General features: G+C 69.3%; 14 protein-coding genes. 8 read left to right on the top strand and 6 right to left on the bottom strand.

All coding sequences use genetic code 11. The features are described 5' to 3' along the window. The 6 genes from ABZX92_RS28805 to ABZX92_RS28830 form a co-directional block, all read left to right on the top strand. The coding region (locus tag ABZX92_RS28805) for an LCP family protein (RefSeq protein WP_355565891.1) at positions 1 to 430 on the top strand (430 nt) is incomplete at its 5' end. A gap of 86 nt (positions 431 to 516) precedes the next feature. Then, on the top strand, positions 517 to 3,261 hold the full coding sequence (locus ABZX92_RS28810; RefSeq protein WP_355565894.1) for an AAA family ATPase: 2,745 nt from the start codon (positions 517 to 519) through the stop codon (positions 3,259 to 3,261). A 143-nt stretch (positions 3,262 to 3,404) separates the two neighbouring features. Further along, positions 3,405 to 4,328 carry a hypothetical protein gene (locus tag ABZX92_RS28815; RefSeq protein WP_355565897.1) on the top strand — a complete coding sequence of 308 codons (924 nt, stop codon included), beginning with the start codon at positions 3,405 to 3,407 and terminating at the stop codon, positions 4,326 to 4,328. Positions 4,329 to 4,417: 89 nt separating this feature from the next. Continuing rightward, positions 4,418 to 4,939, top strand: coding sequence for a TetR family transcriptional regulator (locus tag ABZX92_RS28820; protein WP_355565900.1), 522 nt, complete (start codon positions 4,418 to 4,420; stop codon positions 4,937 to 4,939). An 18-nt stretch (positions 4,940 to 4,957) separates the two neighbouring features. After that, the gene (locus ABZX92_RS28825) at positions 4,958 to 6,037 is read left to right on the top strand and encodes a nucleotide disphospho-sugar-binding domain-containing protein (RefSeq protein ID WP_355565902.1); all 1,080 of its coding nucleotides are present in this window, start codon (positions 4,958 to 4,960) and stop codon (positions 6,035 to 6,037) included. 20 nt (positions 6,038 to 6,057) lie between these two features. Beyond that, on the top strand, positions 6,058 to 7,203 hold the full coding sequence (locus tag ABZX92_RS28830; RefSeq protein ID WP_355565904.1) for a glycosyltransferase: 1,146 nt from the start codon (positions 6,058 to 6,060) through the stop codon (positions 7,201 to 7,203). Between the two features lie 20 nt (positions 7,204 to 7,223). Here ABZX92_RS28830 and ABZX92_RS28835 read toward each other — a convergent pair whose 3' ends face one another. From ABZX92_RS28835 to ABZX92_RS28860, 6 genes are all read right to left on the bottom strand, one after another. Then, entirely contained in the window at positions 7,224 to 7,607 is a 384-nt protein-coding gene (locus ABZX92_RS28835) for an STAS domain-containing protein (protein ID WP_355565907.1), read from the bottom strand. Positions 7,608 to 7,711: 104 nt separating this feature from the next. Further along, on the bottom strand, positions 7,712 to 8,080 hold the full coding sequence (locus tag ABZX92_RS28840; RefSeq protein WP_355565911.1) for a response regulator transcription factor: 369 nt from the start codon (positions 8,078 to 8,080) through the stop codon (positions 7,712 to 7,714). Further along, positions 8,077 to 9,099, bottom strand: a complete 1,023-nt coding sequence (locus ABZX92_RS28845; RefSeq protein ID WP_355565913.1) for a PAS domain-containing sensor histidine kinase — start codon at positions 9,097 to 9,099, stop codon at positions 8,077 to 8,079. The genes ABZX92_RS28840 and ABZX92_RS28845 overlap by 4 nt, the downstream gene beginning before the upstream one ends. 16 nt (positions 9,100 to 9,115) lie before the next feature. Beyond that, on the bottom strand, positions 9,116 to 9,487 hold the full coding sequence (locus ABZX92_RS28850; protein WP_355565916.1) for an ATP-binding protein: 372 nt from the start codon (positions 9,485 to 9,487) through the stop codon (positions 9,116 to 9,118). Between the two features lie 70 nt (positions 9,488 to 9,557). After that, positions 9,558 to 10,178, bottom strand: coding sequence for a response regulator transcription factor (locus tag ABZX92_RS28855; RefSeq protein ID WP_355565919.1), 621 nt, complete (start codon positions 10,176 to 10,178; stop codon positions 9,558 to 9,560). Positions 10,179 to 10,182: 4 nt separating this feature from the next. Continuing rightward, positions 10,183 to 11,220 (bottom strand): FAD-dependent oxidoreductase, encoded by a 1,038-nt coding sequence (locus ABZX92_RS28860; protein WP_355565921.1) that lies wholly within the window; start codon positions 11,218 to 11,220, stop codon positions 10,183 to 10,185. Between the two features lie 70 nt (positions 11,221 to 11,290). On the opposite strand from ABZX92_RS28860, the gene ABZX92_RS28865 reads away from it, so the two are divergent. Continuing rightward, a complete protein-coding gene (locus tag ABZX92_RS28865; RefSeq protein WP_355565924.1) occupies positions 11,291 to 12,163 on the top strand; it encodes a LysR substrate-binding domain-containing protein in 873 nt (290 codons plus the stop codon). Positions 12,164 to 12,368: 205 nt separating this feature from the next. Next, positions 12,369 to 13,550, top strand: coding sequence for an elongation factor Tu (gene tuf, locus ABZX92_RS28870; RefSeq protein WP_355565926.1), 1,182 nt, complete (start codon positions 12,369 to 12,371; stop codon positions 13,548 to 13,550). Positions 13,551 to 13,612: the final 62 nt, after the last annotated feature.

Genomic DNA, 13,612 nt, shown 5'->3' on the forward strand with positions numbered 1-13,612 from the left:
GGCGGGACTGACGACCTCGCCGAGCTCGACGAGGGGCGTCGACCTGCCCGCGGGCAGGTCGACCATCTCGGGTGACCAGGCGCTCGCGTTCCTTCGTCAGCGTCACGACCTGTCCAACGGTGACCTCGACCGGACCAGGCGTCACCAGGCGTTCCTCACCGGGCTCGCCGCGAAGATCACCAAGGACAACGCGCTCCCGTTCGCCCGCGAGATCAGCAAGACGATCCAGGTCGACGCGGGGTGGGACGTGGTGGAGTTCGCCCAGCGGTTCCAGGGCCCTGTCAAGATCCAGGCCGCGACCCTGCCGGTCGAGGCACCGCCCACCTACAACGGGCCGGCCTACGTGGAGGCCGATCCGGGGGTGGCGAAGGCGTTCGTCGAGAACCAGTTCGCCGGCAACGGAGCGGTCCAGGACGGGTGCGTGAAGTGACGTTCACACCAATGGAGCATCAAGTCGCCCGGATGCGGTGTCGATGACCAGCATGTAGCCCGCCGAATGGCCGCTACGATCAATTCGTGCGCGAACCACTTGAACGTGACTCCGAGATCGCGCACATTCGTGAAGCTCTCGACGCAGCCACCCGTGGTGAGGGTCGTGTCGTCGTCATCGAGGGCCGTGCGGGCATCGGCAAGACCAGGCTCGTGCACGAGTGCCGTGAGCTGGCCAAACAGCGTGGATTCGGTCGTCTGCAAGCTGTCGGCGACGCCCTGGAGAGCGCCATGGCGTGGGGCGTCGTCCGGCAGATGGTCGAGCGGTCGGTGTCGCGGTACTCGGGCGAGATCCGGGAGAAGATCCTGGCCGGGCCGTCCGGGGCCGCGCTGAAGGCACTCGACGACGCGGCGCTGGATCCCAGTGAGGCCGAGCTCGCGCGCACGTTGCACTCGTTGTGGTGGGTCGCGGTGGACCTCTCCTCCACCCGCCCGCTGCTGATCACGGTCGACGACGCGCACTGGGCCGACCTGTCGTCGCTGCAGTTCCTCGTCTACCTGTCACGCCGGATCGCGGACCTGCCGATCGCGCTGGTGGTCGCGACCCGGCCGGCGGACAACTCGGGGCCGCTCGCCCAGCTCAGCGTGTCGGCGGACCGGTTGCTGCCGCGCCCGCTCACCACCGAGGCCCTCGAAGAGCTCGTCGACGGCCATCCCGAGGTCGTCAAGGCCCTGCACGCGGCGAGCGGTGGCAACCCGTTCCTCACCGAGGTGCTGGTCGACGAGCTCAAGGCTCTCGGGCTGCCGCTCGAAGCAGCGGAAACGGCGACGAAGATCGGCGGCCTCGGGCCCAGCACGGTCTTCCGCGCCACGCTCGGCCGGCTGCCCGCGAACGCCGTGGCACTCGCGGGTGCGATCGCCGTCCTCGGGTCGCACGCCGATCCCTGGCAGGCCGCAGCTCTCGCGGACGTCGACGACCTGCCGAACGCGGTCGAGGCGCTCACGGCCGCGAACGTGATCGTCACCGGTGAGTACCTGGAGTTCGTGCATCCCGTTGTGCGCGAGGCGGTGTTGACCGGTCTCGGGCCGATCGCGCGCGCCTCGCTGCACGCGAAGGCCGCGAAAGCGTTGTGGGAGGCCCACGCCCCGGCCGACCGGGTGGCCGCGCACCTCGTGCACGCTCCTAAGGGGACACTCCCGAGCGCCGCCGAGGTGCTGCGCAAGGCCGCCTCGCAGCTGTTGGCCGCCGGCGACCCGCACACCGCTGCCGCGCACCTCCAACGAGCCGTGGACGAGCGTCCGAACGATGCCGCGCTACGAGCCGAACTGGGCCGAGCGCTGCTGCGGACGGGCGACGCGGTCAAGGCGCACCACCATCTGAAGGCCGCCGCCGCAGGACTGCCGGACGCCGAGCTCGTGGCAGCGGCAGCGTCGGCGACAGCCGTGTTGGAAGGCCCCCAAGCCGCCATCGAGGAGCTGACCGAGGCCATCGCGGCACGGCCCGGCGGCGAGTCGCGGCTGCATCTGGAAGCGCGGCTGGCGGTGTTCCGGTCGTTCCTGCCCGACCGGCGCCAGACCGCGTCCGCGCACCTCAGCACGTACGCGAACCTCGCGGGCAGCACGCCCGACGAACGCACGCTGCTCGGCCTCCTCGCGCAAATGGGCCGCTACGAGGTGTGGCCGCACGACGAGGTGAGGGCGACGGCGACGCGTGCGTTGGCCAACGGCGCGTACTTCGACGACGCGACGGGCAGCATCGACGCGATGGTGGCGTGGCTCGTCGCGTTGCTGGCATTGATGGCCGCAGACGGCGTGGACGTCGCACGGCGCGAGATCGAACGCGCGCGCTTGAAGGTGCGGGCGCACGGGTCGCCGGTCGAGTTCGCGATGGTCACCAACGCCTCGCAGTTCCTGAACTGGCGCTGCGGCAACATGCAGATCGTCGAGGCCGAGGCAGAGGGCGCGCTCGCGGCCATCGCCCACGAAGACCCGGTCGCGCAGGTGATCGGCCTCAGGGCCACCTCGACGCACTTCGCGGTCTACGCGGCACTCGAACGCGGCGACGTCGAAGCGGCCCAGACCGTGATGGACAGGTTCGACCTCGAAGACCCCGCTCTGATGATGCCGACGATCTGGCTGCACGAGGTGCGCGGCCTGATCGCACTGGCCAGGGGCAACGCCTCGCGAGCGCTCGAAGAGGCGTACCGGCAGCGCGACGCGATGGCTGCCGTGCAGGTGGATCCGCCGACGATTCCGTGGCGCGGGGTGGCTGTGCGGGCGTTGCTGCAGCTCGGCGAACCCGCTGCGGAGCTGGCCGCAGAACAGCTCGGCATCGCGCGGAAGTGGGGCGCGGCGACCGAGGTCGGCGCGGCTCTGCGGCTGTCGGCGCACGCCCGCGCCGACGCACGGCTGGAGCTGCTGACCGAGTCCGTCAGCGTGCTGGAAGCTTCGCCGTCACGCCTGGAGCTCGCCCGGTCGCTGGTCGACCTGGGCGAGGCGCTGCGGGTCGCGCGACGACGTTCGGACGCGCGCGAGCAGCTGCACCGGGCCATCGATCTCGCGGGTGAGTGCGGCTCGGCGGTGCTGCGCGCGAGGGCCGTCGAGGCGTTGGAAGCCCTCGGGGACCGGCCGCGCAGGCAGCTGGTCGTGGGGGCCGAGTCGCTCACGGCGTCCGAGCGCAGGGTGGCCGACCTGGCCGCGGCGGGCCGGGCGAACCGGGAGATCGCGCAGGAGCTGTTCGTGACGCCGAAGACGGTCGAGAACCACCTCGGCCGCATCTACACGAAGCTCGGCATCGCAGGTCGCCGGGACCTCTCCCGAGTCCTCGCCTGAGACGGAGCGACGTGGGGGTGGTCCTGATACACCCAACTTTCACCCCAGAACGTTGAGGGATCACCCCTCATGCCTTTGGGGGTTCACCTCGGCGAATCTTGTGTCACCACAGGGGAACACGAGATCTCAAAGGGGAAACCGAAATGATCCGCACCGCTCTGCTCGCCGCCGCTGCCACCGCCACCCTCGCCACCGCCTTCGCTCCGATGGCCTCCGCCGACATCATCGGCACCCCGGCGCCGTGCGTGACCGCCGCCGACCTCACCGGCCCGGACTTCAACGTCCGCAAGTGCGGCGTGAGCGATGTGGACCAGTTCCGCACCAACCTCGACAACAACGGCAACGCCTACTGCGGCCCGACGTCGTTGTACAACGTCCTGCACTACTGGGGGCACGTGAAGGGCGCGCCGGTCGGCTGGGGACCCACGAGGCTCGGGAACGTCGACCCGCAGAAGCAGAGCGACTACGACCTCGTCACCGCCTCGCTCGGGAAGATCGGCTTCGACGCCAAGTACAACGGCGCCACCAACCTGACGAACCTGCGCACCGCGTGGGACATCGCCACGCAGCCCGCCCGTGACGCCGGCTGGCAGACCTCCCGGGGTGTCGTCAGCACGCTCGAGAACCCCGACTTCGCCGGTGACCTCGCCCGCAAGCTGAACGAGGGTCCCCTGCAGCTCGTGTACGGCCGCTACAAGGACGCTCCCGGCGCCTACGCGTTGCAGCGCAGCGGTGGCCACCTCGTCACCGTCGTGTCCGCCACCGGCTCGTTCGGCGGCAACACCATCAAGCTGAAGCTCGCCGACCCCGGCCGCGCGGGTGACCACGGTGAGGGCGACTACCTCAACACCCAGTCCGCCTACGAGGCGCTCGACGTCACGCTGACCAGGCGCGTGTTCCAGCAGTACTCGCCTGCCAAGGACGACGAGACCACCGCGGAGGACGAGTCGATGGAGCCGGGCACCTACAAGTGGGTGACGCGCTGGGAGCTGACCGGGCCGCGCTACGTCAGCGACACCACGCGTCAGATGGTCGAGGGCTTCAACTGGTTCGACATGGCCAAGTAGTCGACGGGACAAGTAGTTCAAGCGAAGCTGTTCCGGTACTCGGGCCGCACTCTTCAGGGAGTGCGGCCCTTCGTCATAACCTGGTGACCGTGCGCAGCCGCGATCGGGAGCAGACCCGCCGCCGCTTGCTGGACGCCGCGTTCGTCGAGTTCGCGGCCTACGGGATCGGCGGCGCGCGGATGGAACGCATCGCCCGCATCGCTGGGTGTTCCGCGGGCCTCGCCTACACCTACTACGGCGGCAAGGAAGAGCTGTTCGACGCGGTGCGGTCCGAGGTGGTGGACGCGGCGGCCGTCGAGTTCGACGCCGCTGACCTGCCCGGGTACGCGGCACGCTGGTACGACCGGCAGCACGAACACCCGGAGCTCGCCCGGCTCGCGACCTGGCACCGGCTGGAACGGCCGGAACGGATCAGCCGGTCCGCGGAGATCGAAGCCATCCGGAGGGCACAGGACCAGGGCCTGGTGTCGCAGCGGTTCTCCGCCGAGCAGGTTCTGGTGCTGGTGCTGGCCATCGCGTCGATGTGGTCCGACGCGCCCGCGGACAGCTCGGATCACGTGGTGCGGCGGCAGACCGTGCAGGACGCCGTACGACGGCTGGTCGAGCCCTGACGGGGTTAGCCTGGCTGTATGCGCGTTCTCGTGGTTGCCGCACCTCTGCTCGGTCACGTGTTTCCGTTGATGCCGCTGGCATTGGCGTTGCGCGACGCGGGCCACGAGGTCGTGGTCGCGACCGGCGGTGAGGCGCTGCGGGTCCGTGACTCCGGTCTGCACGTCGAGGACGTCGTCCCGGCGAACGTCCGGTTCGGACCGATCGCGCTGCGCATCATGGTGACGCATCCCTTGGTGGCCAAGAGGGAGATGCGGGGCAGCGGCAGGCTGGACTTCGTGTCACGACTCTTCGGCACGGTCGGCGACGCCATGACCAAGCCGCTGCAGGAGTTTGCCCGCGGCTGGAAGCCGGACGTCGTGGTGCACGAACCGCTGGCCGCCGCCGGGTCCGCGCTGGGCGTGCCCTCGATCGTCCACGACGTGTCGTTGTTCGACGGCCTGGAGCTGACGAAGGCGGTCGGCGCGCGGATGAGGGCCGAAGTGCGTTCTCCCGCAACGGTTCTGCGCACCGCCCCGCCGAGCCTTGCCACGTTCCCCGGCGGGGACCGGATGAGGTTCGTCGCCTACAGCGGCGACGGCGATGTCCCGCAGTGGCTCGCCGAACCCGCCGGCAAGCCGCGCATCCTGGTCAGCCGCAGCACCGCGCCCGGACCTGGCACCGGCCGGATGATGGCGGCGGTGGCGAAAGCTGCCGAGCACCTCGACGCCGAGTTCGTGTTCATCCGGCCGGAACGCCTGGAAGGCTTGCCGGACAACGTCAAGACGGTCGGCTGGGTGCCGATCCCGCGCGTGCTGCCGTTCTGCGACGGCATCGTGCACCACGGTGGCGCGGGCACGCTGCTCAGCGCGCTCGCGGCCGGTGTGCCGCAGCTGGTCGAGCCGGGGCCGGGCGACCGCACGGTGCACGCGAACGCGATCACCACCCGCCGAGCCGGGCTCAGCGCACAGCCGAATTCCGTCACGCCGGAGCTGCTCACCCGGCTCGTCGAGGACGCCAAGCTGCAACGGGCCGCGTCGGAGGTGCGGGACGAGATCGGCGCGATGCCCGCGCCGTCGGAAATCGCGGCATTGTGGGAAGACCTCACACCGAGGAAATGAAAAGCACCTATCGTGGCTGAGTGCGCATCCTCTTCTCGAGCTTAGGCTCGCACGGACACATGTACCCATTACTCCCGCTCGCGACCGCCGCCCGCGAGCAGGGACACGAGGTTCTCTACGCCGTCGACCAGGAGTTTCTGGGATTGGCGCGAAATCAGGGTTTCACCGCCGTCGAAGCGGGTATGGGCATCTGGCAGGCGTTCAAGCAGGCGAACTCGAAGCACGGCACACCGGAGTTCAAGCGCGAGATGCTGCGGCAGACCGCGGTCGACGCGTTCGGCTCGCTGCTGCCGCGCAAGTTCGCCGAGGACCTGGCGCCCGTGCTGGAGCGGGAGAAGCCTGACCTGGTCGTTTTCGAGATCATCAACCCCGGCGCGGGGATCGCGGCCATGCAGGCGGGAATTCCGGTCGTCTGCCACGGTTACGGCAGAATGGACGAAACGCTCGTCCCGGAGGCCATGCGCGAGCGACTGCTGGAATACCTGAACGAACTCGGCATCACCTTGCCGAATGGGCATCATTACGGACTCGGATCGCCCTATGTTGATGTCTTCCCGCCATCCTTGCAGGACCTGGGCTTTCTCTCGAACGTGCAGCGGATTCCGATGCGACCAGTCCCGTTCGCAGAGCCCGCAGAATTACCCGAATGGGTGAGTGAACATCGCAGGCCGCTCGTGTACCTGACGTTCGGCACGGCATTTGCCGGAATCGAGCTCATCAGGACCGCGATCGCCGGTCTGTCACGATTGGACGCGGAAGTGCTGGTCGCCACCGGGCCACTGGTCGAGGCGTCGATGGTCGAGGACGTACCGGCCAACGTGCACGTCATGTCGTGGGTGCCTCAGGCGGATCTGCTCGCGCACGCAGATCTCGCCGTGCACCACGGCGGCGCGGGCACCACGGTCGCCGCAATGGCACACGGCGTGCCCCAGCTCGTGCTGCCGCAGGGCGCCGACCAGTTCCTCAACGCCGAGATCGTCGAGAACGCGAGGCTCGGCGCACAGCTCGTCGGCGAGCAGTTCACCTCGGAGGCCGCGTACGAGCTGGCCCGCAAACTGCTGCAGGACAACGACGTGCAGACCGCGGTCGCGGGCATTTCCGCGGAGATCGCGGAAATGCCGCATCCGGAAGAGGTCGTGCCCACGCTGGTCGAACTCGCCGGCTGAACCGCGTGGAGAACCGGTGCCTACTCGCTGGGCACCGGTTTCAGCGCGGACAACGCCTCGTCAACGGAGTCGTGCAGCGCCAGGACGTCGGCGACGCCCGTGACCTGCAACGGTCTCCTCACGGCGCGCTGCGGCGCCACGACGTGGAACACGATGCCCTGCTCTTCCGCGTCCTCGTGAGCCGTGATCAAGGTGGAGATGCCGGTCGAACCGAAGAAGCTGACCATGGTGAGATCCGCGACCAGGGCGGGGCCGCCCGAGGAGAAGCCGAGCCTCAACGCGTCGAGCACGACGTCGGCGGTGTCGACGTCGATCTCCCCTTCCACTGCCACGACCACGACTCCTGCCACCTCGGTGGCACGTACGGTGAGCAGCGGCGATTCCTTCAACTGATATTCATTCACCAGCACACCCCCGGTGGCCGAAAGCGCGCGAAACCCGGACCCCGAGCACGCTGCTGAACCCGGCTACCTTCTCGACGTTACGGCCGATGCTCCCACATCACAACCTATTGCTCCCCCAGCCGCCGGACGACGTCGACCAGTTCGGTGTTGCGCACGCCTTTGGCCAGGTACTCCGTCACCCCGGCGCGGCGCATCTCGTCCACGGCCCCCACGTCGGTGTAGGCGGAGAACGCGACGATGCGCGTGCCGGGAGCCCGTTGCAGGATCTCCGTCGCCGCGCGCGCACCACCGCCGTGAGGCATCCGCACGTCCAGCACGACGACCGACGGCAAGTGCAGTTCGGCCAGCTCGACGGCCTCGCGCGCGTCCGACGCGACCGCGACGACCTCCAGGTCCGGCTCGTCGTCGAGCACGTCCCGCAGCACGTCCCTGATCAGGGGATCGTCGTCGGCGATCAGAACTCTCACCGTCACGGCCTCACGTCCGGGAGCCAGAACTCCACCACCGTGCCGCCGCCCTCCGGAGAGCTCACCGTGCACCAGCCACCGGCGGCCTCCGCCCGTTCCCGCATCTCGATCAGGCCGAAGTGCCCGGAGTTCGAGTCGAGGCCGGCGATTCCGACGCCGTCGTCCACCACCCGCACCAGAAAGCCACGATCCACAGTGGACAGGTGAACGGCCGCGGACGAGGCACGCGCGTGCTTGCGGATGTTGGTCAGCGCTTCCTGGCAGATGCGGAAGATCGTGATGGCCGCGTCGTCACCGGGCTCCCGCTCCAGCTCGTTGTGGATCTCCGCCATCATCGCGGTGTCGGCGAGGTAGGTGGCCAGCGCGTCGCGCAGGCCCTGGCGCTCGATCCCCGGCGGGCGGACCCGGAACACCAGGTTGCGCAGCCTGCTGATGGCGGAGCGGACGGCGCCGTCGAGCTGGTCCACGGTGTCGCGGTGCTCCTGCGGCAGCTTGCGGGCGAGCAGCTGCAACCGCATGTCGACCGCGACCATGGCCTGGATCGTGTCGTCGTGGACGTCCCACGCGATGCGCTGCCGTTCCTGCTCCTGGGCCTCGACCAGGTGGGCGAGCAGCCGGCGCCGGTCGGTGAGCTGTTGTTCCGCGCGCCGCCGTTCGGTCATGTCCCGGGTGACCTTGCCGAACCCGCGCAGCTCGCCGGTGTCGTCGTAGAGGGCGGTGATGATCACGTTCGCCCAGAACCGGGTGCCGTCCTTGCGGACCCGCCAGCCCTCGTCCTCGAGCGCGCCCTCGGCCTTCGCGACCCGCAGCTCCCACTCCGGCTTGCCCGAGCGGACGTCCTCAGGCGGGTAGAACGTGGAGAAGTGCCGTCCGATGATCTCCTCGGCGGCCCATCCCTTGATCCGCTCGGCACCGGCGTTCCAGCTCACGATGTGCCCACCGGGGTCGAGCATGAAGATGCCGTAGTCGCGCACACCGAGCACGAGCAGCCGGAAGAGATCGCTGTCCTGCCAGTCCGGTTGCACGGGCACATCATGGCGGTCAGGCCGTCAGCTCACACCAGACGACCTTCTGACCTGCACGTTCTGTCACACCCCATGCCTGCGCGAGCCGGGCGACGAGCTGCAGGCCCCAACGGCCGGACCGCAGCTCGGGATGAGCCGCCTCGTCGTCCGTGACCTCGACCAGCACGCGGTCCTGACCACCGACGATGCGCACGAACGGCCGCCCGCCGCCGTGGCAGACGGCGTTGGTGGCGAGCTCGTTGACGACCAGCACGACGTCTTCGTGGTTGCCGCGGAAGCCGCAGATCATCGCGGTGCGGCGGGCGAACGTACGAGCCAGCGCCACACCGCCGCGATGGTCCTCGTCCGGTAGGGAGAACACCGCCTCGGAGAGCGCGCTCGTCGTCACCAATGCACAGTGCACCCGCGATCGCGCCGGATGCAGACGCAGAACCACCAGCGCGTCTAGTGCAGCTGCATCAGTCGAGCAGGCCCTCGCGGCGGGCGATGGTCACCGCTTCCAGCTTCGAGCGGGCGCCGAGCTTGTCGAGCACGCGCTGGACGTGGTTGCGGGCGGTGTTGCGGGCCACGCCGAGCCGCGTCGAGATCTGGTCGGTGCCGGCACCGTCCGCGAGCAACAACAACGTCTCCTGCTCACGCGCGGTGAGCGTCGCCCCGGCGACCCTGATCCGGCCGGTCAGCCGGTCGAACACACCCGAGAGCAGCTTCGGGTCGAACACCACCTCGCCGTCCGCGACCTTGCGGACCGCGTCGACCAGCTCGTCCAGCCGCGCCGACTTGAGGATCAGCCCCGATCCGCCTGCCTCGGCGACGCGGGCGGCGACCGACGCGGTGGCCTCGCCGGTCAGCACCAGCACCTTCGCGCCGCCCTTCACCAGCTCGGGGATCAGCGCGGTGCCGTCACCGTCGGGCAGTCTGCGGTCGAGGAGGACGACGTCGGGCGTGCCGCGGCGGCTGTCCGCGAGCGCGGTCGCGACGGTGGTCGCGCGGGCGATCACCTCGATCCCGGCGCGTTCCAGGGCCAGGCCGATCGCCTCGGCGACCATGTCGTGGTCCTCCACGAGAACCACTCGGGTCATGCCGTCAGCCTACGGCGTACCGGAAGTTCCGCGCGGTGCCGATCACGAACGGCCGAACCTCGTCGAACACCTCCGCGTGCAGCTGCTCCACGCCGAGCTGCGGCGAGATCAGCTTGAGGAGGTACCTCGCGTCACCTTTCAGGGCACCGCCGAGCGGGTGGACGCCGAGGAAGATCGGCACGGCCGAGTTCGCGGCCTTCTCCCGAACGCGCTGAAGTGCGTCGAGCGGGAGGTCGTTCAGCAGGACGTTGTCCCCTTGGTAGGTGTGCGGCGGGAGCGGCTTGCCGGCGGCTTGCGCGAAGGGCTTCTCGCCGAAGTCTTCGAGCAGCCTCGGGGCCACCCGGAGGTGGTCGACCTCGAACGGCCGCGTGCTCGCGAAGGTCACGCGGACGACGTCGCGGCCCCTCAGCGGTTCGGGGAAGACCGGGATGTCCGGGAACGAGATGGTGGTGAGCGCCGGGGTGACGTGGCCGGGGAGGTCCCACTGGTGGAAGGCCTCGAAGACCTGCGGCGCGTGCTCGGCGCCGAAGTACATCTCGCCCGCGTGGACCTGGTCGATCTCCAGCAGCTCGAACTCCAGCGCGGTGATGACGTCACCGATTTTCTCGGTCTTGCGAACGCGGTCGCTCGCGAAGCCGAACTCCCTGGCCAGGACGCTGTAGCCGCCGCCGAGGGTGTAGCCGATGACGCCCACGTCGCTCGCGTCGCCGCTGAGCGGGGCGAGGCCGTGCGGTGCGGCCGCCTCGACGACCTGCTGCCAGACCGCGCCCGCCTCAACCCTGGCGGTCCTGGTCTGGGGGTCGATCTCGACCTTGTTCATGCGCTTGGTGGAGATGAGGACGCCGTTGGTGGTCGTGGTCAGGCCGTGTCCGGTGGTCTGGACTGCGAGCTCAAAGCCGTTCTCGTTGGCGTGCTGGACGGCTTCTTCGACGTCCTGGGCGGTCTCCACGGCGAAGATGACCTGGGGTTCGTGGCGCAGTCCGGTCTGGAAGCCGCTGCGTTCGTCGTCGTAGCCGGTGTCGCCGGGAAGGAACTTTTGCATGCTTCAAGCATGGTTGTGCAGCGGTTATAAGTCCAAGATCTAGTTGTGCTCAGGTCTATAATCGTTGGTTATGGAGCTTCGGCAGCTGGAGTACTTCGTCGCGGTCGTGGAGGAGGCGTCGTTCACGCGTGCCGCGGAACGGGTGCACGTCGCGCAGCCGGGAGTGAGCGCGCAGATTCGGCGGCTGGAGCGGGAGCTCGGGCACGACCTGCTCGACCGGTCAGGGCGCAGCGTGACGGTGACCGACGTCGGGGCCGCCGTGCTGCCCTTGGCGCGCGCGGCATTGCTGTCGGTGGAGGCGGCACGGCGGACCGTCGAGGAGATGGCCGGGCTGGTGCGCGGCGTCGTGCGTGTCGGGATGGTGGTGTCGTGCGGGATCATGGACCTGCCGGAGCTGCTGTCGTCGTTCCACTCGCTGCACGCCGACGTGGAGATCACGTTGGCGGAGGCCAACTCCGATGCCCTGATCTCGTCCCTTTTGGACGGTCAGCTGGACTTCGCCCTGGTCGGGTACGCCCGTGCCGTTCCAGACGGGCTGTCGGTGCGGGTGCTGGCGGATGAGCCGCTGGTGGCCGCGGTTGCTGCCGGCGATCCTTGGTACGGCCAGGAATCCGTGACGGTGGACGAGCTGCTGACGCGCGGGTTGATCTGCCTGCCGCCTGGCACCGGATTGCGCGGGGCGTTGGACGCGGCCTGTGGTGGCCGGCAACCGCGGATCGCCCTGGAGGCGTCCGCACCGCCGATGGTGATCACGCTGGCGCAGCGCGGGCTCGGGCCGGCGATCCTGGCGTTGTCGATGACCGACGGGCTGCACGCGGTGCGGATAACCGATCCCTCGCCGCACAGCCGGCTGGCGTTCGCCTGGCGCACGTCAGGCCCGCACAGCCCCGCCGCACGTGCCCTGATCAGGCTCGCGGAAAACCACGTGACAACGGATCTTTAGGCCTGTCATGATCGGCGCATGTTCCTGACGGCTGAGCACAACACGTTCGCAGGTGTTCCTGCGGGCGCGCTCGCCGTTGCCTCGGCACAGCTGGCCGGCGCTCGAATCTGACCCTTCTCCAGTCCCCTCCCCAGGACCGCTGGAGGAGGGTTGTCGCGGTCGATCGGTCTTGGAAATCCCAGCTGCGCCTTCGAGGACAAAGGAAATGAAGCAGGAGTTCGTGCGCGCCAAGCCGCACCTCAACATCGGCACCATGGGTCACGTCGACCACGGCAAGACCACGCTGACGGCCGCCATCACCAAGGTGCTGTCCGAAAAGGACCCGTCGGGCACCACCTTCACCGCGTTCGACCGCATCGACCGCGCCCCGGAGGAGCTCGCCCGCGGTATCACGATCAACATCGCGCACGTCGAGTACGAGACGCCCACGCGTCACTACGCGCACGTCGACATGCCCGGCCACGCCGACTACGTGAAGAACATGATCACGGGTGCGGCACAGCTGGACGGCGCGATCCTGGTCGTGTCCGCCGAGGACGGCACGATGCCCCAGACGCGCGAGCACGTCGTGCTCGCGCACCGGGTCGGCGTGCCGTACGTGGTGGTGGCGCTGAACAAGGCCGACGCGGTGAGCGACCCGGAGCTGCTCGACCTGGTGGAGCTGGAGATCCGCGACCTCTTGTCGAGGTACGGCTTCGACGGCGACGCCACGCCGGTGGTCCGCGTGTCCGGTCTTCGTGCGCTGCAAGGAGATCCGGAGTGGACGCAGTCGGTCGTACGGCTGTTGGAGGCCGTGGACGAGCACGTACCGGTGCCCGACCGCGACCTGTCCGGACCGTTCCTGATGCCGATCGAGAACGTCATGACGATCACCGGTCGCGGCACGGTCGTGACCGGTGCGGTGGAGCGCGGAGTGCTCGGCCTGGGCGACCAGGTCGAGGTGATCGGTCTCGGTTCCCCGGTGACCTCGGTCGCCACGGGCATCGAGACGTTCGGCAAGCCGATGCAGCAGGCCCAGGCGGGAGACAACGCCGCGGTGCTGCTGCGCGGAGTGAAGCGCGGCGAGGTCCGGCGCGGCCAGGTGCTGGCCCTGCCGGGCAGCGTGGCGCCGCACACCAGGTTCCGCGCGTCGGTGTACCTGCTCTCGCACGCCGAGGGTGGCAGGCACACGGGCATCGCCTCGAACTACCGGCCGCAGTTCCACTTCCGCACCGGCGACGTCGTCGGAGTGGTCGAGCTCGACAGGACGCTGGCGCTGCCAGGAGACACCGTCGAGGTCACGGTGGAGCTGGGCAAGGCGGTGGCGATGGACACCGGGCTCGGATTCGCGATTCGCGAGGGCGGCAAGACCGTGGGTGCCGGCACGGTCGGCGAGATCCTCGCGTAGAGGCGGTGGCGACGGCCCGAGAAGGTGGTCGCGCTGCCTTGTGCGGCGCGGCGGAGCAGACT

Source organism: Lentzea sp. NPDC006480, from assembly GCF_040611995.1.
Classification (GTDB): domain Bacteria; phylum Actinomycetota; class Actinomycetes; order Mycobacteriales; family Pseudonocardiaceae; genus Lentzea.